The 23039-nt window shown below is 73.7% G+C and carries 15 protein-coding genes; 5 read left to right on the top strand and 10 right to left on the bottom strand.

Translation table 11 applies throughout. From position 1 onward, the window contains the following. Window positions 1–154 precede the first annotated feature (154 nt). Both ACFYPR_RS30995 and ACFYPR_RS31000 read right to left on the bottom strand, forming a co-directional pair. Window positions 155–1081, bottom strand: a complete 927-nt coding sequence (locus tag ACFYPR_RS30995) for an acetamidase/formamidase family protein (RefSeq protein ID WP_387264115.1) — start codon at window positions 1079–1081, stop codon at window positions 155–157. Between the two features lie 127 nt (window positions 1082–1208). Beyond that, complete coding sequence (locus tag ACFYPR_RS31000; protein WP_355069219.1) at window positions 1209–2282, bottom strand: hypothetical protein; 1074 nt, start codon at window positions 2280–2282, stop codon at window positions 1209–1211. Between the two features lie 380 nt (window positions 2283–2662). Here ACFYPR_RS31000 and ACFYPR_RS31005 point away from each other — a divergent pair, with 380 nt between their 5' ends. Continuing rightward, window positions 2663–3403, top strand: a complete 741-nt coding sequence (locus ACFYPR_RS31005) for a cellulose binding domain-containing protein (protein ID WP_355069221.1) — start codon at window positions 2663–2665, stop codon at window positions 3401–3403. Between the two features lie 28 nt (window positions 3404–3431). On the opposite strand, the gene ACFYPR_RS31010 is transcribed toward ACFYPR_RS31005, so the two are convergent. From ACFYPR_RS31010 to ACFYPR_RS31045, 8 genes are all read right to left on the bottom strand, one after another. Then, window positions 3432–4229 carry an SAM-dependent methyltransferase gene (locus ACFYPR_RS31010; RefSeq protein ID WP_355069223.1) on the bottom strand — a complete coding sequence of 266 codons (798 nt, stop codon included), beginning with the start codon at window positions 4227–4229 and terminating at the stop codon, window positions 3432–3434. Window positions 4230–4309: 80 nt separating this feature from the next. Continuing rightward, the gene (locus ACFYPR_RS31015; protein ID WP_354863332.1) at window positions 4310–4690 is read right to left on the bottom strand and encodes a YccF domain-containing protein; all 381 of its coding nucleotides are present in this window, start codon (window positions 4688–4690) and stop codon (window positions 4310–4312) included. 43 nt (window positions 4691–4733) lie between these two features. Further along, window positions 4734–5435 (bottom strand): cellulose binding domain-containing protein, encoded by a 702-nt coding sequence (locus ACFYPR_RS31020; protein WP_387264119.1) that lies wholly within the window; start codon window positions 5433–5435, stop codon window positions 4734–4736. Between the two features lie 101 nt (window positions 5436–5536). Next, on the bottom strand, window positions 5537–5917 hold the full coding sequence (locus ACFYPR_RS31025; protein WP_387264121.1) for a DUF742 domain-containing protein: 381 nt from the start codon (window positions 5915–5917) through the stop codon (window positions 5537–5539). Beyond that, entirely contained in the window at window positions 5895–6344 is a 450-nt protein-coding gene (locus ACFYPR_RS31030; RefSeq protein WP_387264123.1) for a roadblock/LC7 domain-containing protein, read from the bottom strand. The genes ACFYPR_RS31025 and ACFYPR_RS31030 overlap by 23 nt, the downstream gene beginning before the upstream one ends. After that, complete coding sequence (locus ACFYPR_RS31035; RefSeq protein ID WP_387264126.1) at window positions 6341–8371, bottom strand: nitrate- and nitrite sensing domain-containing protein; 2031 nt, start codon at window positions 8369–8371, stop codon at window positions 6341–6343. Before ACFYPR_RS31035 ends, ACFYPR_RS31030 begins: the two co-directional genes overlap by 4 nt. Before the next feature lie 43 nt (window positions 8372–8414). Beyond that, on the bottom strand, window positions 8415–10991 hold the full coding sequence (locus ACFYPR_RS31040; protein WP_387264128.1) for a LuxR C-terminal-related transcriptional regulator: 2577 nt from the start codon (window positions 10989–10991) through the stop codon (window positions 8415–8417). 5 nt (window positions 10992–10996) lie between these two features. Beyond that, window positions 10997–12262 carry an Hsp70 family protein gene (locus tag ACFYPR_RS31045; protein WP_387264131.1) on the bottom strand — a complete coding sequence of 422 codons (1266 nt, stop codon included), beginning with the start codon at window positions 12260–12262 and terminating at the stop codon, window positions 10997–10999. Window positions 12263–12559: 297 nt separating this feature from the next. Here ACFYPR_RS31045 and ACFYPR_RS31050 point away from each other — a divergent pair, with 297 nt between their 5' ends. The 4 genes from ACFYPR_RS31050 to ACFYPR_RS31065 all read left to right on the top strand — a co-directional run bounded on the left by ACFYPR_RS31050 (window position 12560) and on the right by ACFYPR_RS31065 (window position 22762). After that, a complete protein-coding gene (locus ACFYPR_RS31050; RefSeq protein ID WP_354859869.1) occupies window positions 12560–13447 on the top strand; it encodes an IniB N-terminal domain-containing protein in 888 nt (295 codons plus the stop codon). A gap of 115 nt (window positions 13448–13562) precedes the next feature. Further along, window positions 13563–15425, top strand: a complete 1863-nt coding sequence (locus ACFYPR_RS31055; protein ID WP_387264223.1) for a dynamin family protein — start codon at window positions 13563–13565, stop codon at window positions 15423–15425. After that, window positions 15422–16882, top strand: a complete 1461-nt coding sequence (locus ACFYPR_RS31060) for a GTP-binding protein (protein WP_355068759.1) — start codon at window positions 15422–15424, stop codon at window positions 16880–16882. Before ACFYPR_RS31055 ends, ACFYPR_RS31060 begins: the two co-directional genes overlap by 4 nt. A 294-nt stretch (window positions 16883–17176) precedes the next feature. Next, on the top strand, window positions 17177–22762 hold the full coding sequence (locus ACFYPR_RS31065; RefSeq protein ID WP_387264135.1) for a GH92 family glycosyl hydrolase: 5586 nt from the start codon (window positions 17177–17179) through the stop codon (window positions 22760–22762). The last annotated feature ends 277 nt before the right edge of the window (window positions 22763–23039 follow it).

Raw genomic sequence — 23039 nt, forward strand, 5'->3', positions numbered from 1 at the left:
GGCCGGGCGGGCCGCCCGGGCGCCCCCGCGGGGGGGCCCGCCCCGGCGCCGCCGCGCGGCGGTCCGCCACGTCGCCGCCGCGCGGCGGTCCGCCACGTCGCCGCCGCGCGGCGGTCCGCCACGTCGCCGCCGCGCGGGCGGTCCGTTGTGCGGCTCAGCGCAGCGCGTCGTCGCGCAGCACCGCGTGCGCGCCGACGGTCTGGTTGACGATCTGGGTCACCCGCACGTCGACGACGACGCTGGCCAGCGCCACCGCGTCCGGTCGGCTGAGGCCGTGCAGCCGTTGCAGCAGGGTCAGCATCCCATCGAGGGCCATGAACGTCGCGTCGTCGAGGGACGCGCCCACGCCCAGCGTCAGCCAGGCGTCGGCGGTGCGGGCCACCGGGCCGGTGACCGGGAAGTCGTCGCGGACGTCGAGGGTCAGCGTCACCTCGTCCATCGGGCACTCGATCGCCGTACCGCCGACCTCACCGTCGCCCTGCGCGGCGTGCCCGTCCCCCACCGAGAACAGCGCCCCGTCGACCGGGATCGGCAGCAGCAGGGTGCTGCCGGCGGTCAGATCCTTGCAGTCCAGGTTGCCGCCCCAGGGCCGAGGCGGAATGGTGGAATGCTTTCCCGGCTCGGCGGGCGGCATGCCGAGCACCCCCATGAACGGGCGCAGCGCCACCGTGTGGCCATGCTGGTTGCGGCCGGTCAACGCCACCGGGTCCAGCTCCCAGGCGTGCACCACGCCGTCGGCCTCGACGCCGTAGCGCTGGTTGAACCCGCTCGCCCAACCGCCGGCCACCGTCGTTCCCCAGGTGGCGGGGACGATCGCGTCGATGCGTACCGCGAGGGTCTGGCCAGCCCGCGCACCGCGGACCGCGACCGGCCCGGTCAGCGCATGCCCGTGATCGGGCCGGTGCTGCGGGGCCCGGGGCCGGTCCCGGTTCGCCCCGCCGGGGTACGGGCCGGCCGACCACCAGCAGTCCAGGGTGCGGTAGGTGACGGTGTCGCCGGGGTCGATGGTGAGGGCCGGCGCGAGGTTGGGAGAGAAGTGACCGTGCAGGGTGTCGTCGCCGGGTGCGAGGGTGTGTCGCATCTGCGCAGGCTACGTGCCGACGCCGCGCGGCGCGACCGCTGCGGGGCGGCCGACCGCGCCCGACGGCGGCTCGTGAGCCGGTGCGCGGCCGGCCCGAGCCGGGCCGGCCGCGCACCTCGGCCGTCGGTCAGTCGACGGTCGGCGCTGCCGTTCTGGCTGCCTCGGCCAGCGCCGCGGCTGCGCCGGCGTACGGGTTGTAGCTGTAGCTGCGCGCCAGCCCGGCCGGGACCGTGAAGTACTCGGCGGACAGCTTCGCCGGGTCGCTGGCCAGCTCGCCGCGGGCGGGCACGTCGTTGCCGTCGTCCCAGCCCCAGGGGGCGTTCGCGGAGTTCGCCGAGCAGCTCCAGGTGCCGGAGCCGCAGTCGCCGGAGGTGTCGCCGGCGAACGTGCCGAGGCTGGCGAACAGGTTCGCGTTGGTCCGCTGCGCCCACAGCCCTCCGGCGGCGAAGATGTCGACGAGCTGGTACCGCACGTCGCGGTCGTTGCCGCTGCTCGGCGTCTCGGCGACCGTGGACGGGTAGTAGACCAGGCCGTCGCCGTTGATGACGTACTGCGGATATGCCTTCAGGCCGTGCCCCTGCGCCTCCTGCGCGGTCACCGGGTGCGTGAAGGAGTCGTGCGGTGAGGTCTGGAACTGCAGGGTGCCGTCGACGCTCTCGCGGCCGCTGGTCCAGGTGCTGCCGGCCGGCGTGTACGAGTAGAAGTCGCTGTGCGCGACAGTGACCGCGCCACGCAGGACGCCGTACGGGGAGCCGTCGCGCTCGATCGCGAAGAGGACCCCCTCGCCGTCGTTCTCGTGTTCGGTCTCGAAGAACGGGTGATCGGTCCAGTCCCGAGGGTGGAAGAACAGGTACGTGATGTACCAGTGCGTGCTCGTCTCCACGACGGAGTAGTACGCGTGCGCCGCGAGCGAGGTGCCGGACTGGCCGGCGCGGTCCCAGTTGTTGCGCCCGTTGAGGTCGCCGTCGAAGTCCACGGCGGTGACATAGTCGGACTGGCCGCCCAGGGCGTGGGCACCGGTGGCGTCGACGTCCTGGTAGTGGACGGGCGCCCAGCGCAGGGCCAACTCGGCCCGGCTGACGGCCGCGGTGGCGGGTGCCGGCGCCGTGAGCGGGGCGACGGTCAGCGCCGCTGCGGCGGCCGTCGCGGTCAGTGCCCTCGCCACCCGGGTTCGCCGGTTCGTGCTGCTTCTGTCGCGCATGGTGTGCTCCCGCATCGAATTGACAGGCCACGATGGATGATCGTCGGCGGAGGGGTCCGGCACGTGTCCCTGCGGCGAGGAGCAGGAAGCCGCTTCTCGACGGGCTCGCGTCCGACGACCCGGTGCCGCCGCCGCTCACCGGTTGGCCAGATTGTATTGATGCCCATCGAATGCGATGCTGGGGGTCGGTCGCGCTCGGGAGCCAGCGCGCCCGTTCTTCTCCGGATCCGGGGACGCGCGAGTGGCCACACCCCCCGCGCCGGGCAGTCCTCGTCAGCGGCCGCATGCCGATCGCCGTCGGGCGGCCGCCGTACGTCCGGCCCCGTAGGGTCGGTCGCCCATCCGCGATCGCGACGGCGACGGTTTCCCCGGAGGTACCGATGCTCCGCATCGTCCTGGCAGTCACGACCATGGCGCTGGCCGGCTGGGCCGGCACGACCGGCTCCGCCGAGGCAGCGCCGGCGCCGGCGGTCACGCCCACACCCACCCTGTCGCCGTCACCGACCCCGACCTGCCCGCCGGCCATCCCGATCAGCGCCTCGGTGACCGCGGTGACCACCACCAGCGTGACGTTGTCGTACTCGATCCTGTTCCGCCCGCCCTGCGGTTACGACCCGCCGATGACCGTCCGACTCTTCGCCAGCCGGGAGGACGCCCAACAGTGGCAGGCTCCGGTGGCGCAGGCCGTCACCGGGCCCGAGCGCAACGGGGTCGTGACCATCGGCCAGCTGACGCCCGACACCGAGTACTGGTACCGGTTCAGCGACGCCGAGGGCCGTCGGGACCCGTACCTGGTCGGACCGGCCCGGACCGCTCCGCTGACGGCGTGCCGGGCGACGGCCACCATCGACTCCCGCTGGGGCACCGGCTTCGTCGCCACGGTGACGGTGCGCAGCACCGGGACGCAGGCGCTGGACCGGTGGAGCGTCTCCTGGCGGTGGGCCGGCGACGAGCGTATCCAGACGGTCTGGGGCGGGGTCGTCGAGACGGTCGGCGCCGACGTCACGGTTCGCAACGCCTTCTACAACGGGACACTCGCGCCGGGCGGCGCGACGACGTTCGGCGTGCTCGTGACCACCAGCGCGGTCCCCGACGGGATGACGCTGGCCTGCGGCCGCTGACCGGTCACCCGGCCGTGGCCCGCGCCCGTCAGGGTTTGCGGGCCACGGCGCCGTAGGCGTCGATCCCCTCGGCGTCGGCGTCGTCCGGGCGCCACAGCGGGATCGGCACGAGGCCGGGCTCCACCATCGTCAGCCCGGAGAAGCAACTGGCGAGATCCTCCGGGCTGCGCAGGATGTACGGCACACCACCGTTCTCGGCCAACCGCTGCGCGCCGGAGACCACCGCCGGGCTGGTGTTGGTGCCGTCCCAGAGCACCAGGTGGCTGCCGGACGCGGTCGCGTCCATCGTCCGCCCGACGATCGAACGCACCACGTCCAGGTCCGGCTCGTACCCCAGCACACCCATGAACATGACCGCGATCGGCTGGTCGAAGTCCAGCGTCCGCGCCGCCTCGGCGAGGATCCTCTCCGGGTCGTGGTAGTCGGCCGGAACGTACCTGGTGACGCCCTGCGGGGTCGTGCTGGCCAGCAACGCGCGGGCGTGCACGAGGACCATCGGGTCGTTGTCGACGTAGACGATCCGCGAGTCGGGCGTGACGTCCTGGGCGACCGCGTGGGTGTTCTGCATGGTGGGCAGGCCCGTGCCGATGTCCAGGAACTGCCGGATGCCCGCCTCGGCGGCCAGATGCCGTACGGCCCGCACCAGGAACCGGCGGGACTGCTGCGCCATCACGACGATCTCCGGGTAGACCTCGGCGACCGCGTCACCGGCCGCCCGGTCGGACTGGAAGTTGTCCTTCCCGCCCATCCAGTAGTTCCAGATCCGCGCCGCGTGCGGCACGTCGGGCTGAAGCGTCGTGGTGAGTTCGGCATCCGGGCCGGCCATGCCAGGCTCCTATCGAGGGTTTCGTCGGGGTGGGTGGCACTCCGGATTGTCCATGATCGACGGTGCCGGCCCGGACCGGGTCACGGCGCGTCCACGACCTCCCGGCCCAGCGGCCAGAACGCCGCGGGGACGAGCTTGAAGTTGGCGACGCCGAAGGGGATTCCGATGATCGTGACGCAGAGCGCGATGCCCGCGAGGATGTGGGACAGGGCGAGCCACCAGCCTGCCAGCACCACCCACAGCACATTCGCCAGCCCGGAGCCGACGCCCGCGCCCGGCTTGGGCACCAGGGTGCGGCCGAAGGGCCACAACGAGTAGACAGCGAGGCGCAACGAGGCGACGCCGAACGGGATGGTGATGACCAGGACGAAGCAGACCAGCGCGGCGAAGCCGTAGCCGATCGCCAGCACGAGGCCACCACCGAAGACGAGCCACAGGACGTTCAGGACGAAGCGAATCACCCCTTCAGCATGAGCGACGCGCGCCACCGGGGCCCGGCCGCCGTCAGTCCGGCAGCCCGCCGCAGGCGACACCGTCGATCGTGCACGCCGTGGGCGTCGCGCCGACCGCCGCGCCGTTGACCCGGAACGTCACACGGACCGAGGCGCTGCCCGGCACCTGCCCGACGCTTCCGTCCGGCACGAACGTCCACACCGCGCCGTCCTGCGTGGCCCGCGCGCCCTGGACCGCGCTGACGCGCAGCGACTCCCGGGGCAGCGTGATGGCCAGCGTCCACTGCGTCACCGGAGCCGGCCCCGGATTGCTGACGGTCACGGCGGCGCCGTAGCTGAGCAGGGCCTGGTCCTCGATGGCGAAGTCGGCGCCGAGAGCGGCCGGGGTCGGCGACGCCGACGAGGGGGTCACGGCCGGCGCGCTGGTCGGCGGCTCGACGGGCGGCGGGGCCGCGTTGACCGAAGGCGGCGCGGACGTGGGCGGGCTGCTGGCCGCCGGCTTCGCCTGCCCCCGGGGTGTACCGGCCCCGGGGGTGCCCAACTGGTCCACCGACGGGGGCGGATCGAGGGTCACCGGCGCCAACTGCTCCGGCGTGCGCACCACACCGATGATGGAGATCACCGTCGCCACCACCACACCGAGCGCCGCGAGCACGGCGATCCAGGTGGCCCGTGACACATCGCCCCGGCCGGTGACCACCCGCCGTACGGCTGCGGCGGCGGCCACGATCCGGTCCAGCAGAATGATCGCCACAGTACGCCGTGGCTGCGGCGGTGTTGCCGGCACTGCCTCTCCCCTTCACTTCATTCCCGGACGCCAACCCGCGACCGCTGGGTCGCGGTGGCACCCGGCCGTCACAGGGCGCGCAACCCGACAAGTATCGACTCGAGCAGCTCCTGCGACGGCAGCTCCGACAGCGTCGGTGGTTCGTGCGTCTCGACCAGACCCGCTCCGAGCAGGTCACCGAGGAGGACCCGGACGGTGCCCAGGGGCAGATCCAGCTCGGCGCTGACCTCGGCCACCGACACTGGATGGTGACACAGCTCGACGATCCGCGCCTGTTCGGGGAAGAGTGCCGTGGGCGGTGTGGCCTGCCGCCGCGCGACGACCAGCGAGATGAGGTCGAAGCCGCCCCGCTCGGGTGCGGTGCGCCCACCGGTCATCGTGTACGGACGGGCCACCGGGCCGGCGTCGTCGTCGTACCACGCCTCGTCAGCGGAGCCGGCGCTGTGCACCAGAGTCCCCGCTTCTCGCTGCGGAGGCCGGGCCCAGGGTGATCGGCAGGTGCCGTTCGGCCTGCCCCACGAAGAGCGCGACCTCGTACGCCATGTCACCCACCTCGGTCTCGTCGCCGGCGATCCGGACGGTGAGGATCGTCCCGTTCGGAATGGTGGCGACGAACAGGAACGCCCGCGACATCTGCACGACGATCTGGCGCAGCCCGCCCGCGTCGCAGGTCCGGGTGGCGGCCAGCCCCAACGCCAGCAGACCGGCGACCACGCCGGAGATCTGTTCGGCCAGCTTCGGCTCCACCCGTCGGGAAGCGCCGAGCGGGAGCCCGTCCGGGGAGAGCACGACGGCGAACTCCGCCCCGCGTACCCGGTCGACCAGACGGTCCAGCGCGCCGGTCAGGCTGTCCGCGGTGACCACTGCATGCGTCATCGATGTCTCCTCGTTGCTCTCGTGACCGGCAGCTCGACGGTGTCGGGGCCGGTACTGCCGGGTTCGGGCCCGGTCGGCCCGGATTCGGGCCCGGCGGCCCGGGACTGGCGGACCCGCATCGGCAACTCGCCGGCACCGCCGGCACCGCCCGCCCGGCCCGCGTCGGGCGCGTGGGGCCCGCTGTGACCCGGCCGACGCGCGGGCCCGGGGACCGCCACGGCAGGTGCGCCGGTCACCGTGACCAGCTCCGCCGGCAGGTGCACGATCGCTGCCGTCCCGCCGCGCCGGCTGGGCCGTAACGTGACCCGGGCACCGCAGCGGGCGGCCAGCAGGGCGACGGTGTGCAACCCCGTGGCGTCGGCGGGCGGGTGGGTCGGCGGGTTCGTGAGCAGGTGGTTGGCCTCGCTCAGCGCTGTCGCGTCGAGGCCGGGACCGTCGTCGACCACCACGACCGCGCAGCCGTGCGGCCGGTGCTCACCAGCGATCCGGACGGTGGTGTCCGGGGCCGAGTAGGCCAGGGCGTTCTCGATCAGCTCGGCCAGCAGGTGTACGACGTCCGTGACGGCCGGCCCGGCGAGCGACCACGGCCAGTGCGGCGCGACCAGGACGCGGTGGTACTCCGGCACCTCGGCGACCGCGCCGCGCGTGACGTCGAGCAGGGGGACCGGGCGCCGCCAGCGGCGGGCCGGGGTCGCGCCGGCGAGGGTGATCACCTTCTCCACGTTGCGGCGGATCCGGGTGGTGAGGTGGTCGAGCTGGAACAGCTCGTCGGCCTCCTCGGCGCTGTGCTCCCGCCGCTGCATCGCGTCCAGCAGGTCGAGCTGATCGCGGAGCAGGACCTGGTTGCGCCGGGTGACCCGTAGGAACAGCTCCCCGGCGCGACGGTCCTCGACCGGCCGGCTGCCGGCCTGCCCGCTGCCGGCCTGACCGCTGCCGGTCTGGCCGGCGGGCGGCTGGTCGTCGGCGGGTGGGACCGGGACCGGCTCGGGCCGGCTCGGGTCGGTGCCCGAGCGGGCCCGCTCGTCGGTCAGGCGGCGCACGGTGGCGGCCCAGCCGAGCAGCACCGCCAGCACGGCGATCAGCCCGAGCCCCACCACCGCGCCGGTCCGCCCGACGATCACCGCGGCGCCCGGCGTGGCCCGTTCGACGCTCCCGCGGGCGGTGGTCGTCACCAGCTCGTGCAGAGCGCCGAGGGCCGCGTCCGCCGCCGCCCGCCAGTCCGCCGCGCTGATCCCGCGCAGCGCGTCGACCCGGTCCGTCCGCAGCAGCGCGTCCTCCACGGCGAGCAGACCCGCGAACTCCGGGCTCGCCGCGAGACGCTGGTGCGCGCCCCGGCCGCCGGCCGGCAGGTCGGCCGCCGCCTCGGTGCGGGCGTACCGCTGGGTGGTCACCAGCTCGACAAGCCGGCGCCGCTCCTCGGCGTTGATCCGACCGCTCAGGACGGCCGCGCTGACCAGGGTGTCCTCCCGGGCGAGCAGCTCGCGGGCGCGGGCCAGCGCGATCACCGCGCGGGTCTCGACCGCCAGCCTGCTCTCGTACGCGCCCCACTCCGGTCCGTACACGTCGAAGGCGGCGTCGACGAGTTGGTCGTACCCGTCGATCGCCCCGGTGCGGTCGAGGTACCCGGCGTCCACCTGGGACCGGACGGCGCCCAGCCCGTTCAACCGCCGGACGAGCGCCTCGGCCCGGTCGCGTACCGCCCCGGCGCTGAGCAGGCGCAGATCGCGGCCGGTCGGAAACGCCCGGACGTCCGCCGCCGCCCGATCGGTCACCTCGCGGGCGCCGGCCAGCGCGGTCCGCGCCGGCGCCGACCCGGCCAGCGACTCGGCGGTCACCCGGCGCTCGGCCTGCAGGCCGAGGATCAGCCGGTCGATGGGCTGGCCCAGGGTGTCGGCCAGGGTCCGCACCCGCAGCAGGTCGACCGCGTCCTGACCGGTCAGGTAGGCCGCGTACGACCAGAGCGTGAGCAGCACCGCCGCCGCGGCGACGAGCCGGACCCGCAGTCGCCGTTCGGGGGTGCGCGTCACGTCGCGCTCCGTCCGGTCCGCGGTGACCCGTGGCGCGTCCGGCTCATCGCGCCGACCGCTGCGGCCAGGGCTGCCCGGCGGCGTCGCTGGCCCGGTCGGCGACGACGGTCCGCAGCAGCGCCAGCAGCTCCGCACGGTTGGCGCAGTTCAGCCGGTTGCGCATGCGGGCCACGTGGTGCTCCACGGTCTTCGCCGAGATGAAGAGCCGATCACCGATCTCCCGGTAGGTCAGTCCGGCCAGCACCAACTCGGCCACCTCGTACTCCCGGTCGCTGAGCCCTTGCTGGGTGGGGGCGGCGATGGCGCCCGCCGCCGGGGTGGCGCTCTCGCCGGCCGCCGGTCGCGGCCCACCGGTGGCGGCGGCCGGCCGGCCCTGGAGCACCCGGGCGCATTCCAGCAGGGTGGTCATCGCCCGCCGGTCGGAGGTGCGGATCGCCGCCTGCCCGGCGAGGCGCGCGCCGTCCCAGCACAGTCCGGTGTCGTGCAGGCCACGGGCGGCGGCCTCCACCCGCACCGGGTCGACCACGCCCCGCAGCACCTCGACCCAGCTCTCGGCGGCCGCGGCGACCACTGCGGCGTAGCGGCTGTGGTCCGCGGCGGCCAGCAGGGCGGTGACGTGGTCGTCGGCGGCCGCCGGCTCGCCGCTCAGGATGGCCGCGTGCAACCCGCTCCAGTGCAGCGGGACGCTCCACAGTGTCGGGGCGCCGAGCCGGTCGAGCAGCGCCCGGCCCTCCCGCAGGTACGGCGCCAACCGGGCCACGTCGCCCAGCCGTGCGCCCGCGATGGCCAGTTCGCCCAGCGGCAGCAGCGTGAACAGGTCGACGGGATGGCGGACCACCGCCTCCAGGGCCTGGCCCCACCCCCGCTTGAGCGCACCGAGGTCGCTGGTGCGCCGGCCGATGCCCATCCGCAGCGCGGCGGCGAAGAGCAGGTCCCGGGACTCCAACGGCCGCTCGTCGGCGGTCACCGTGGCGAGGCGTTCGGCCGCCGCGAGCGTCTGGCCCCGGACCATGAGGATCCAGGCCTGCAACAGCCGGTGCCGGCGGGCCATCAGCGGACCGCCGACTCCGGCCGCCTGCGCCCGGTGCAGCACCTGCTCGGCGATGTCCAGCTCGCCGGAGTGCACGGCGGTCAGGGCGGCCAGCGCGGCGGGACTGTCCGGCAGGAGCGCCGCCCGGCCGTCCGGCTCCAGCAGCGCGGCGGCCTGGACGAGAGCGGAGAGCGCCGCGCTCGGCGTGCCGGTGACGCTCTCGCGTACGCCCTGGGCCATCAGCCGGGCGGCGCTGGCGTGCAGGGTGGGCGGTTCGACGGCCGACCCGTCCACCGGCGGCCCGGCGGCGGTCAGATCGCCGGTGGCGAGCCCGCCGACGGTGGCGTACGCCAGCGACGAGGCGGTGCCCGACCACCGGTACAGCTCGACGCTGCGGCCGGTGTGGCCGCGGTGCGCCAGAGCGGTCGCGGCCACCACGGCCGCCTCGGCGCGGTCCGTCGGATCGGTCGCGGCCAGCAGCCGGTCCGCCAGGCGCAGCGCGTCGTCGAGGTTGCCGGCGAGCGCGGCGGCGAGAGCCTGCCGGGCGCTCGTCGGGTGCCCGGCCGCGGTGGCGGCGGCGAACAGGTCGGCGGCGAAGGCCGGCTCGTCGGCCAGCGCCTCCTGCGCCGCCGCGGCCAGCGTCGGGGCCGGGCAGTCGCCGAGCACGCCCACCGCGAGCAGCGAGCGCACCAGCGGCAGCACCGGGCCGCCCCGGGCGAGCTGCAACTCGGTGAGGCGACGCCAGACCGCGCTGCGCTCGGTGGCCGGGCTGAGCGTGGTGACGGCCCGCCGGACGATCGGCGTGAGCCGGCCGTCGGCGCCGATCAGCCCGGCCGCCCGGGTCGTGGCGATCAGCTCGTCGACCGCCTCCGGCTCCTGGTCGAGCAGCGGGCCGAGCATGGTCACCGGCAGCGGTACGCCGGCCGCGACCGCGAGCAGCAGCCGTCGTACGGCGGTGGGCTGGATCTCCAGCTCCGGTGCGAATTCGAGGACGACGGACCGGGGTGGTTCGGCCGGGGCGCTGGTCAGGCCCGGGACTGTGCGCAGGCCACGGGTCAGCCGCTCGACGTCGCGGGGGACGCCACCGGTCTGCGTGTGCACGAAGTCGACCAGGTCGCCACGGTGGGCCAGCTCGGGCGCGGCGGCGGCGAGGTGGGCCGCGGTCTGCTCCCGAGCGTACGGGCCGAGCAGCACGGCCTGCCCTTCGCGGCGCAGCGCGTCGGTCAGCTCGGAGAGGGCCGCCGACCGGGGCCAGGGCCGGTGGGCGACGACCAGTCGGTGTCGACGGGTGGCGACCAGGCCCAGCAGCACGCCGATCCGCTCGTCGTCGAGCAGGTGCGCGTCGTCGACCAGCAGCAGCTCGGCCGGGTCGACGGGATCGCCCGGCTGCGGGACGCCCGTCCGCACGGTGACCCCGGCCCGTTGCTGGCTGCGCGTCAGCTCGGCGAGCAGCGCGGTCTTGCCGTGACCGGCGGGGCCGGCCAGCCCGACCAGGAGCGGGCCGGTCGGATCGTCGGCGACCCGGTTTAGCAGGGCCCGGGGTGCTCTGCCGAGCACCAGTCGGGACTCGACGACGTCATTCATGATCATTGTGGTCATCCTTCGCGTCCCCGGCTGAGCGTCAGTGCCAGGCGGGACGCCTTCGGCAGGTCGAGGGGGAGGATCCGGACCGGAGGGCGGGGTGGCGGCTCGCCCGGATCGGTGGCGTGGTCCCGGGGTCTCCGCAGGGCCGGGATGGTGGCCCGGCCGGAGCCGGCGACCGGTGCCGGATCGCGGACCGGAGTGGGGTGCCGGGGGCGGGGTGACACCACCTGGCAGGCCGCGCTCGCCGCCCCGGTGGCGGCGGTGAGCTGCGCGTCCGGCTCCACCTCGACCGGGACCGGAAGCGCCGCGGTGATCAGCTCGGTGACCAGCGGGATGCGGGCCGAGCCGCCGGCCAGCAGGACGCCGTCGAGCTGCGTCGGCGTCAGGCCGGCGCCGTGCACGGTGCGCAGCAGGAGGTCCACTGTGGCCTGCACGGTCGGGCGGATCATGGCCTCGAACTGCGCGCGGGTCACCGGTATCCGCGCCGGGCCGGTCGGCAGGCTCAGCACCACGTCGGCGGCCAGCTCGACGGTCAGCGCCCGCTTGACCCGGTCGCACTCGGCCGGCAGCCCGCGCAGGGCGGCGTGGTGCTCCCGACGGCCGGTGGCGGCCAGCTCCCGCGACAGCACGGTGCGTACGTGGCTGGCCAGTAGTTCGTCGAAGTCGGCCCCGCCGATCGGGTCGAGACCCTGCGGGGTGCCGAAGCTCTCGTAGGTGCCGCGCGGGGTGCGCCGCACCAGGGCCGCCTCGAAACTGGCGCCGCCCAACGCGTAGACGGCGGCCGTGGTGCCCGCGAACCCGCGGGCCGCGTGGCTCTCGGCGACCGTGACCGTACGCGGCAGCAGCGTGACGGTGCGCAGCCCGAGGTCGACGAGCGCCCGGTGCAGCAGCTCCCGCCGGTACGGCCGCCAGGCCGCCGGGTGGCTGAGCACGACCGCCTCGGCCGGGCCGCCCTCCGCGGCGTGCACCTGCTCCACCACCCACGCGGCCAGTTCCGCGGTGAGCGTCTGCGGTGCGCACGGCTCGCCGCCCAGCAGCAGGGGCACGTCGTCGCCGATGCGGCGGACGAAGTCCCTGGTGGTGCGGCTGCCGTCGTCGGTGACGGGCCCGCCGATGTGCAGGGCGCCGTCCTCGGCCAGGTGCAGCACCGACGGCACCAGGGGCGAGCCGGCGTTGAGCGGAACAGCCTCCGGGCGCGTCCAGGTCCGGCCGTCGCGCCGTGCGACGGCAGCGGCGGTGTTGGTGCTTCCGATGTCGATCCCCAGGACGTACGGCATCCGTCTCTTCTCTTTCCGCGAGTTGGCCGGCTGATGGCGATGGCGTCGGCGCTGCCCGGCGACCCACCCCCGGCGAAACCCGCGGGCTCCTACGTTCGTACCAGAGATCGCTCCCCGGTCGGGACCCTAATCTGCCCGGGACGGTTTCCCCCAGTCCCCCTAACGGTGGAGCCGATCAAGGCCCTAACGCGGCCGGATCGGATGCGGGCCGAGCCCCGATGTCCGGGATCGGCCCCCGCAATAACGTCACTGTCGACGAACGACGGTCGCCGACGCCAATCCGAGGAGAACCGGCACATGGACTCGCAACAGACCCTCCACGACTTCGTGCTCGACCTGCTGACCAACCCCGACGCGCGGTCGGCCTTCGACCTCGACCCGGAGGGCGCGCTGCACTCCGCAGGGCTCAGTGACATCACCGCCGCCGACGTGCAGGACGTGGTGCCGCTCGTGGTCGACTACGCGCCGGGACAGGGCCTCGCGCCGATGGTTCCGGCCGTCGGGCAGCTCGGGTTCGACCCGCTGGTGACCGACACCACCGACGTGGTCGGCCAGCTGCAGAGCGTGGCGCAGCAGATCAGCATCACCAGCTCGCCCGCCGGGGTGGACGTCAAGGCCGGAGTGCTCGGCGCCATCGCCGTGGACCCGACGACCGTCGCCGCCGGGGTGACCGTGCTTCCGGGTCTCGGCCTGGGCGTCGGCCCGAGCGGCCTCGACACCGACCTGACCGGCGTGGCCGACGTGGCGCACACCCTCGACGCGGACGTGGTGCAGCCGGTCGACGGCATCGCCGACCCGGTGCTGGGCGGCGTGACCGGCACCGTCGGGGACCCGACCGGTGTACTCGGCGTCACCGACCCGGTGCTCGGCGGCGACGTGACCGGCGGTGTCCTCTCCGGCGTGCACGGTCAGGTCGACGGCATCGTCGGCTCCCTCGGTGTCCACGACACCCTGGGTGGCCTGGGCCTCGGGCACGGCGCCGTCGGCGGTGTGGTGCCGCCGGTAGACGTCCCGTCCGTGGTGGGCGGCGTCACGCACCACGTGGACAGTCTCCTCCCCGGTGTCACCGGCACGGTCGGTGACGTGACCGGAGGGGTCACCGACGGTGTGACCGGCGACCTGCACGACGGGGGGCCCGCCTCGTCGGACCACGGGCTGCTGGGCATCACCGGCGGTCTGCTCTGACGGGGATTCCCGTCGGAAGCGGGAGGCCGGGTCGCCTCGGGCGGCCCGGCTCTCTCCGGTTTCCTTTCCGGTCCCTCTTGATAATTGAGCCGAAATCCGCACACTTGGTGCGGTGATGGCGGGGATCTGGTTGGACGTACTGGACGAGATCGCCCGGACGTGCAACACACACGGTCGCGGCGACCTGCTCCAGACGGTCCGACAGAAGCGTGCCCAACTGCTGGACCCGAAGCTGCGCGTCCTGGTCGTCGGCGAGCCGAACCAGGGCAAGAGTCAGCTCATCAACGCGATCATCAACGCGCCGGCCTGCCCGGTCGGTGACGGACGTACCACCGTCCTGCCGACCGTGGTGCAGCACGCCGAGGCCGCCTCCGCGGCCGTGGTCCAGGCGCCGCCGTTGTCGGGACGGCCCGCCGGCGCCGCGGGTGCCCCGGCCGCGACGCTCGTCGAGCGGACCCCCTTGGCGCTCGACCAGATCGCGGCCGGGGTGTCCGGCACGCTCGGGCGGCAGCCGGGCGGCGGTCCGGCGTACGTCGAGATCGGGTTGCCCCGCGCGTTGCTCGCCGCCGGACTGGTGCTGGTGGACACTCCCGGCACCGACCAGGTCGCGGCGCTCGGTGGGGCCGCGGAGGTCGCCGCCTCCACCCGCGCCGACGCCGTGCTGCTGGTCTCGGACTCGACCCGGGAACTCTCGGTCGCCGAGCTGGACATGCTGCTGCACGTCACGCGCTCGCAGCCGAACGTGGTGGTGGTGCAGAGCAAGACCGATCTCGTGGCGGACTGGCGTGCGGTGGCCGAGCGCAACCGGCAGCACCTCGCCGACGCCGGTGTCGCGGCGCCGCTGATTCCGGTGTCGGCGACCCTGCGGCTGCGCGCGGCGACGACCGACGATCGCGGTCTCAACGCCGAGTCCGGCTTTCCGGCGCTGATCGCCCGCCTGCAACGGGACCTGACCGGCAAGGCCGATCACCTGGCGCGGGCGTCGGTGCAGGCGGTGGCCCGTACGGTGGTGGAGCAACTGGCCGCGCCGCTGCGCGCCGAGCTGGCGACGCAGGAGGCCGAGGAGCAGTCCGGGCCGATCTCCCGGCTGCACGCCGCCCAGCGGGAGGTCGACGAGCTGCGCCGCTGCTCCACCCGGTGGCAGAACACGCTCGCCGACGAGATGACCGACCTGCTCTCCGACATCGAGTACGACCTGCGCGACCGCACCCGCCAGATCCTGCGGGCCGTGGACGAGGCGTTCGACGCGGCGGACCCCCTCGTCGCCTGGGACACCTTCGCCGAGTGGCTGGAGCGCAGTCTCGTCGAGGCCGCGGAAGCCAACCACGAGTGGCTGATCCAGCGCTGCGACTGGATCGCGCGTCGGGTGGCGGCCAACTTCAACCGGTACGGCTACGACGTGCTGCCGCCCTGGTCGATGACGATGCCGGCGGATCTCGGCGACCGGCTGCCGGACCTGGAGCGACCGAGGATCGACAAGTTCACCACCGGCCAGAAGTTGTTCACCGGCATGAAGGGCTCGTACGGCGGCATGCTGATGTTCGGCCTCGCGACGACCCTGGCCGGAATGCCGATGATCAACCCGGTCTCGGTCGGCATCGGCGCGCTCTTCGGCGGCAAGAGCATCCGCGACGAGGGCAAGCAGTTGCTGCGCCGCCGCCAGGCGACCGTCAAAACGGCCATCCAGCGGCATGTCGACGAGTTCTTCGTCCGGATGGTTCGGGACTGCCGCGACGCCACCCGCCAGGTGCAGCGGATGCTGCGCGATCACTTCACGGGGCTGACCGAGGAGTTGCAGGAGGCCATCGTGCAGTCGTTCCGCAGCGCGAAGCAGGAGGCCGACACCGATGTCGCAGTGCGCGAGCAGCGGCAACGGGAGATCCGGCTGAAGATGACCCGCCTGGCCGCGCTCTACGAGCAGTCCCAGCAGTTGACCGGCGCCCGGTCCACCCCGGTGCTGCTGGAGCCCCGGGCATGACGGTCGGGGTGCGGTTGGACGAGGCGGCGTGGGGGCTGCTGCACCAGGCCATGGACGTCTACCAGCACGACGCGCGGGCCGTCGGGCGGTTGCGGCACCAGGTGGCGCGGTTGGAGCAGCCGCTGCGGATCGCGGTGGCCGGCCCCTGGCGGGCCGGCAAGTCGACGGTGCTCAACGCGTTGATGGGGGAGGAGGTCGCGCCGGTCGAGGGCGCGGACGGCGTCTTCACCTGGTACGAGGACGGCGCTTCGCCACGCGCCACCGCCTACCCGGTGGGCCAGCCTCCCCAGGAGCTGACGGTGGTCAAGTCGGCGACCGGGATGCGGGTGGATCTCGGCTGGCGGGTCGGGGAGGTGCGCGACATCGTGGTGCGGTGGCCGACGCGGGCGTTGCGGCAGGTGACGCTGATCGACACCCCGGCGCTCGCGGCGGTCGACGAGCAGGGCCACGCGCCGGTGCTGGATCGCGTCCTGCGGGACTCGGACGCGGTGCTGTTCCTGACCCGCGACGGCCGCGACAGTGATCTGCGGGTGTTGGAGTCCGCTCGGGACAGTGTCGTCGGGCAGGCCGCCCCGGTGAACGTGATCATGGTGTTGTCCCGGGCGGACGAGGTGGGCGGCGGCCGGATCGACGGGCTGCTCACCGCCCGTCAGCTGGCCCGACGGCACCACCGGGATCCCCGGGTGGGCGCGCTGGCGGTGAACGTGGTGGCGTGCAGCGGGGCGATCGGCCTCGCGGGCCGGATGCTGAGCGAGTCCGACTTCGCCGCGCTCGCGGCGCTGGCCGGGGCGTCCCGCGCCGAGCTGGAGGCCCACCTGCTCTCCGCCGACCGTTTCGTCCGGGGCGAGCTTCCGGTGCACCTGGACTCCGAGGTGCGCGGCGGTCTGCTGGATCGGTTCGGGCTCTTCGGGATCCGGCTCGCGACGACCCTGGTGCGCGGTGGGTTCGACACCCGGGTGGCGTTGTCGGCCGAGCTGATCCGGCGCAGTGGGCTCACCGAGCTGCGGGAGTCGATGACCCGCTGTTTCGTCGATCGTCGCGACACGCTCAAGGCGCGCTCGGCACTGGCCGCGGTGGAGGCCCTGGTCCGGGCCGAGCCGGTGCGCGGGGCCGACGAGTTGGTCGGCGCCATCGAGCAGATCCTGGCGGGTGCGCACGAGTTCCGGGAGCTGCGCCTGCTGGTGGCGCTGCGCAACGCCCGTCTCGGTTTCGACGCCGAGTTGGCGGCCGAGGCGCAGCGGCTGGTGGGCGGCGAGGGGGTTGGTCTGGCCGCGCGGCTCGGTGTGGAGCACGAGGCGACAGTGCAGCGGCTCTGGGAGGTCGCCGCCGACGCCCAGTGGCGGTGGCGGGACCGGGCGGAGGATCCTTCGCTCCCGCTGGCCCAGCGCCGGGGCGCCGAGGTCGTGGTCCGCAGTTGCGAGGGGATGCTGGCCGAGCTGGCCGCGGGCGGTCGCTGAGCGCCGCCGGCCCTGGGCGCCCACCCCGGACGCCCCGGTCGGCGTGTTTCCTTCCGGTCAACCCATTGACAGGGCCGTGGTCGCGCGGAAGCATCTGCCCAACATCCACGGTTCTGCCCTCGCTTGTCACGCACGTCCGATGACAACGATGTCAGGTCCGACCCGTCCGTCCACGATCGACAGCAGCAGCCACCGTCCCCTTCCGCCCAGACGTACGACGTACTCGACCGGATCGAGTCGAAAGGCCCCGCCCCCATGCCGTATCTCCCTCGTGCGCGCACCGTGTCCCTCCGGATGGCAGCCGCGACCACCGCCGCCCTGCTGCCGCTGGGGCTGGTCGTCGCCGCGCCCCTGGCCAACGCCGCGCCCAGTGCCGCCCCACCGGGCTCCTTCAGCTCCTCGTTCGAGTCGGCCGACCCGCAACCCGCCACCAGCACCGTCGAGGTCGACAGCTCGGGCCGGCCCGTGCAGGGCAACCTGAGCGGATCGAGCAGCGCGAACCTGCCCGGCAGCCTGCTCGGCCAGGTCGATGCCGTGACCGCGAGCGCCCAGAACCCGCCGAACGAGATCGCGGCGAACCTCGCCGACGGCAACCCGTCGACCAAGTGGCTGGCGTTCGAACCGACCGGCTGGGTGACGTACCGGCTGGCGAAGCCGGCGGTCGTGGCGCGGTACGCGCTGACCTCTGCGGATGACGAACCGACCCGCGACCCCCGCGACTTCACCCTGCAGGGGTCCACCGACGGCAACACCTGGACGGACCTGGACCGGCAGACGCAGCAGCGCTTCGCCAAGCGGTTCGCCACCAACACGTACCGCGTCACCAACACGACCGCGTACGGCTGGTACCGGCTGTCCATCTCCGCGAACTCCGGTAACTCCCTGACCCAGCTCGCCGGCTGGGACATCAGCGACGGCTCGGACGTCCGCCCGCCCGCCACGCCCATGGTCACCGGCGTCGGCCCCGGGCCGGTCGGCGGCTACACGACGAAGCCGAGCGCCGGCTTCACCGGGCTGGCCGCGCTGCGCTACTCCGGCGGCGCGGAGGCCGACGGCCGCTCGTACGCGACGAACAGGCTGTTCGACGTCGACATCCCGGTCGGGCCGGACACCCGCCTGTCCTACCGGATCTTCCCCGAGTTCACCGGCCAGGACGCCCGGTACCCGTCCACCTACGCGGCCGTCGACCTGCACTTCACCGACGGCAGCTACCTGAGTGGGCGCACTCCCGTCGACCAGCACGGTTACGCGCTGACGCCGGCCGGCCAGGGCGCGTCCAAGGTGCTCTACGCCGACCAGTGGAACGCGGTGCGCGCCGACATCGGCGCCGTCGCCCGGGGCAAGACGATCGACCGCATCCTGCTCGCCTACGACAACCCGCAGGCGACCGGGGAGACCCGGTTCCAGGGCTGGCTCGACGACGTCGAGGTGACCGGTTCGCCGGCGGCGATCGACGGCTCCCGGCTGACCAACTACGTCGACACCCGGCGCGGGACCAACTCGACGGGCGGGTTCTCGCGCGGCAACAACCTGCCGATCACCGCGGTGCCGAACGGTTTCAACTTCTTCACCCCGGTGACCGACGCGACCTCCGACTCCTGGGAGTACGAGTACCACCGGGCCAACAACGCGGCCAACCTGCCCACGTTGCAGGGCCTCGCGATCTCCCACGAGCCCAGCCCGTGGATGGGTGACCGCAACCAGATGTCGGTGATGCCGGTGGCCGGCGACGGCCCCCTCACCGGGTCACCCGCCAGCCGTGCGCTCGCCTTCCGGCACGACGACGAGACGGCACAGCCGGACCTCTACCGGGTCACGACGCAGAGCGGTCTGGTGGCGGAGATGTCACCCACCGACCACGCCGGGATCATGCGGTTCACCTTCGGCCCCGGCCCGGCGACCGGAAGTCTCGTCTTCGCCAAGGGCACGTTCACCATCGGCGCCGACGGCACCTTCACCGGCTGGGTCGACAACGGAAGCGGCCTGTCCGCCGGGCGCAGCCGCATGTTCGTCTCCGGCGCCTTCGACCGCGCGCCGACGACGTCCACCGCGACGTCCGCCACCTTCGACGTCTCCGCCGAGCGGCAGGTGACGATGCGGATCGCCACCTCGTTCCTCTCCGTCGACCAGGCCCGCCGCAACCTCGACCTGGAGGTGACCGGCCGGAGCTTCGATGCGATCCGCGACGCCGCCACCGCCGCGTGGAAGGACCGCCTCGGCCGGGTCGAGCTGCGGGGCGCGACCGAGACCCAGCTGGTCACCATGTACTCGAACCTGTACCGGCTGAACCTGTACCCGAACTCCCAGTCGGAGAACACCGGCACCGCCGCCGCACCCCACTGGCAGTACGCCAGCCCGGTGTCCGCGCCGACCGGCACGTCGACCGCCACCCGGACCGGCGCGAAGATCGTCGACGGCCAGATCTACGTCAACAACGGCTTCTGGGACACCTACCGCACCGTATGGCCCGCCTACTCGCTGCTCTACCCGGACGTCGCCGCCAGGATCTCCGACGGTTTCGTCCAGCACTACCGTGACGGCGGCTGGATCGCCCGCTGGTCGTCGCCCGGTTACGCCGACCTGATGACCGGCACCAGCGCGAACGTGGCTCTCGCTCAGGCGTACCTCACCGGGGTCAAGCTGCCCGACCCGCTCGCGGCGTACGACGCGGCCGTCAAGGACGCGACCGTCGCGTCCGGGCGCGGCGCGGTCGGCCGCAAGGGCATCGAGACCTCGCTGTTCCTCGGCTACACGCCGACCTCCACGGGGGAGTCGGTGTCGTGGGCGCTGGAGGGCTACATCAACGACTACGGCATCGGCAACATGGCCGCCGCCCTGGCGAAGGACCCGGCCACGCCGAAGTCGCGGCGGGACCAGCTCAAGGAGGAGTCGCGGTACTTCCTGGAGCGTGCCCGCAACTACGTCCACCTCTTCGATGAGAAGACGAAGCTCTTCCAGGGCCGCGACGCCTCCGGCACGTTCCTCGCCGGTGACCCGCTGGACTGGGGTGGCGTCTACACCGAGACCAACGGGTGGAACTTCGCGTTCACCGCACAGCAGGACCCGCAGGGCCTGATCAACCTGTACGGCGGGCAGAAGGCCCTGCGCGACAAGCTCGACACCTTCTTCGCCACCCCGGAGAACGCCGACCGCCCCGGCGGCTACGGCGGAATCATCCACGAGATGCTCGAGGCTCGCGCGGTGCGCCTGGGTCAGCTCGGCATGAGCAACCAGCCGTCGCACCACATTCCGTACCTGTACGACATCGCCGGCGCGCCGGCGAAGACGCAGGCGATCGTGCGCGAGATCATGCAGCGCCTCTACGTCGGAAGCGAGATCGGCCAGGGCTACCTGGGCGACGAGGACAACGGGGAGATGTCGGCCTGGTACGTCCTCAGCTCGCTGGGCATCTACCCGTTGCAGGCGGGCTCGACCCACTGGGCCATCGGCTCGCCGCAGTTCACCAGGATGACCGTCCACCGCCCGACCGGCGACATCGTGGTCAACGCCGCGAACAACAGCACCCGCAACGTGTACGTGCAGAGCGTCAAGGTCAACGGCAAGAAGCAGCGCGAGGTGTCCGTCGACGTGTCCGCGCTCGCCAAGGGCGGCACGATCGACTTCCAGATGGGACCGAACCCGTCGTCCTGGGGCACCGGCCGCAACGACGGGCCGCCGTCGCTGACGAAGGGTGACGCGGCACCCGAGCCGTTGCAGGACGTCACCGGGCCCGGCCTGGGCACCGCCACCGCCAGTGGCGGCCAGGACGCGTCGAAGCTGTTCGACGACTCGTCGACCACGCAGCTGACCGCGTCGTCGGGCACGCCGCAGATCAGCTGGGCCTCCCGTGGCGGCCGCCAGAAGCCGACGTACTACACCCTCACCTCCGGCGCGGGCGCCGGTGACGCGGCGGACTGGCGGCTGCAGGGCTCCACCGACGGTCTCACCTGGAGCACCCTGGACTCCCGCGCGGGCGAGGTGTTCCGCTGGCGCAACCAGACCCGGCCGTTCCGGATCGACAAGCCGGGGCGGTACTCCCAGTTCCGCCTCGTCGTGACGAAGACCGTCGGCGCCGCGCAGCCGACCCTCGCCGAGATCGAGCTGCTCGCCGGCGGCGACCTCGACCTGGGCGGCGGCGACATCACGGTGACCGCCACGGACGGCGCGCACGCGCTCTCCGGCGCACCCGCGACGGTGGCGCTGGCCACGGTCACCGGCGGCGCCGCCGACGACTACCGGGCGACGATCGACTGGGGTGACGGCTCACCGGCCACCGAGGGCACCCTGACGCTGAACTCGCGGGCGGTCTACCGCGTCAGCGGCGAACACACCTACGCCACGCCCGGCTACCACCAGGCGAACGTGACGGTGACCGACGGCACCAGCCAGGGCTCGGTGACGGTCGGCGTCGACGCCGCGTACGCGCCACAGAGCGGTCTCGCCGCGGCGTTCGACACCGTGTGCGTCGGCGACGAGGGCACCCTCGCGGCGGACTGCGACGCGAAGTCGTGGGCGTACTCGCGGGCCGCCCTGGCCGCGGCCGGCGTGACCCAGGGTCAGCGGCAGCAGGTGCCGGGCACGGCGCTGGGCTTCACCCTGCCGCAGATCCCGGCCGGGCAACCGGACAACGCCACCGGCAACGGCGCGACGATCGCTCTGCACCTGCCGTCCGACGCCCGGAACATCTCGTTCATCGGCGCCGGCACGCAGGGCAACCAGAGCACCGCCGCCACGGTGACGTTCAGCGACGGCAGCACCGCCAGCATCCCGATCCAGTTCAGTGACTGGACGCTGGGCGGCAACGCCAACGGCACCCCGTCGTACGGCAACATCGTGGTCGCGAAATCCGCGTACCGGCTGAGCGGCACGAGCCGCGACGGCGCGCAGCCGTTCCTGTTCGCCACCACGCCGTACCAGATCCCGGCGGGTAAGACGCTGGTCTCGGTGACCCTGCCGACGCAGACCGGCGATCCCCGCTCGGCGGGCCGGATCCACGTGTTCGCCGTCGCCGACGACGGCACGCCGGCCGCCGCGCTGGCGACCACCGCCCCCGCCGACCAGAGCGTCGACGCCGGGCAGGTCCTCGCGGCGAACCTCGGGTCGGTGACCGGCGGTGTCCCCGGCGCGACCGGCTACCGCGCCCGCGTCCAGTGGGGCGACGGCACGGTTCCGGACGACGTCACGGTCGGCGCGGCCGGCGCGCTGAGCGGCCAGCACACCTACGCGCGGGAGGGCACCTACACGGTGCACGTCACGGCGTGGGACACGCTGTCGAGCAGCACCACCACCTTCACCGTTACCGTCCGGCGTGCCGGGCCGCAGCCGACGCTCGCGGTGTCCGGGGCTCAGCCGGTCGTCGCCGGTGACGCGGTCACGGTCGACGGCAGCGGGTTCGCCGCCGGCGAGCGGGTGACGGTGGTTCTGGCCGCCGGCACGACGCGGAGCGTGACGGTCTCGGCGTCCGCGACGGGCACGGTCCGCGCCTCCGTCGCGACGTCGGGGGACACGACCCCGGGCCGGTACGCCGTCAGCGCCACCGGCGCGTCCTCGGGTACGCCGGCGACGGCCACCGTCCAGGTGACCGCGCGTCCGGCGGGCCCGGCCTACCAGCCGCGGGTGTCGCTGCCCACGACGTCCGGACCGCGCGGTATGTCGATCACGGTCGACGGTTCCGGGTTCGCGCCGAACGAGGCGATCACGGTCAGCGTCGGCGACGGTCGTGCGGTCGGCACGGTACGCGCGAACGGCGACGGCGTGGTCTCCGGCGCGACCGTCACCGTTCCGGATTCGGCGCAGCCGGGCGTGACCAGTGTGACGCTGTCCGGCGCCACGTCGGCGACGGCGGTGTCCCGACCGTTCACGGTCACCGGCGCGAAGTAAGCCGGGAACAACACAGTCGGGCGGGCCGTGCTTCACGGCCCGCCCGACACCCGTTCTGGGCCCGCCCGATCTCGATCCCCAGACCCGCGCGTGCGTCACGCGTCGTGGTCGTGGGTCGCGCTTCGTGCGTCGCGGGTCATGTGGCCGCCGGTCTTGCGTGGCCTTGTCGCCCCGCGCGGCGGGCGAGGGCGTGTCGCCCGTGAGGCACATACCTCAGAGTCATATTCATACCTCTGCGGTATGTCGCTCACCGGTCTGTACGCCTGCCGGCAGCCCG

The organism is Micromonospora sp. NPDC005254 (assembly GCF_042872525.1).
Classification (GTDB): domain Bacteria; phylum Actinomycetota; class Actinomycetes; order Mycobacteriales; family Micromonosporaceae; genus Micromonospora.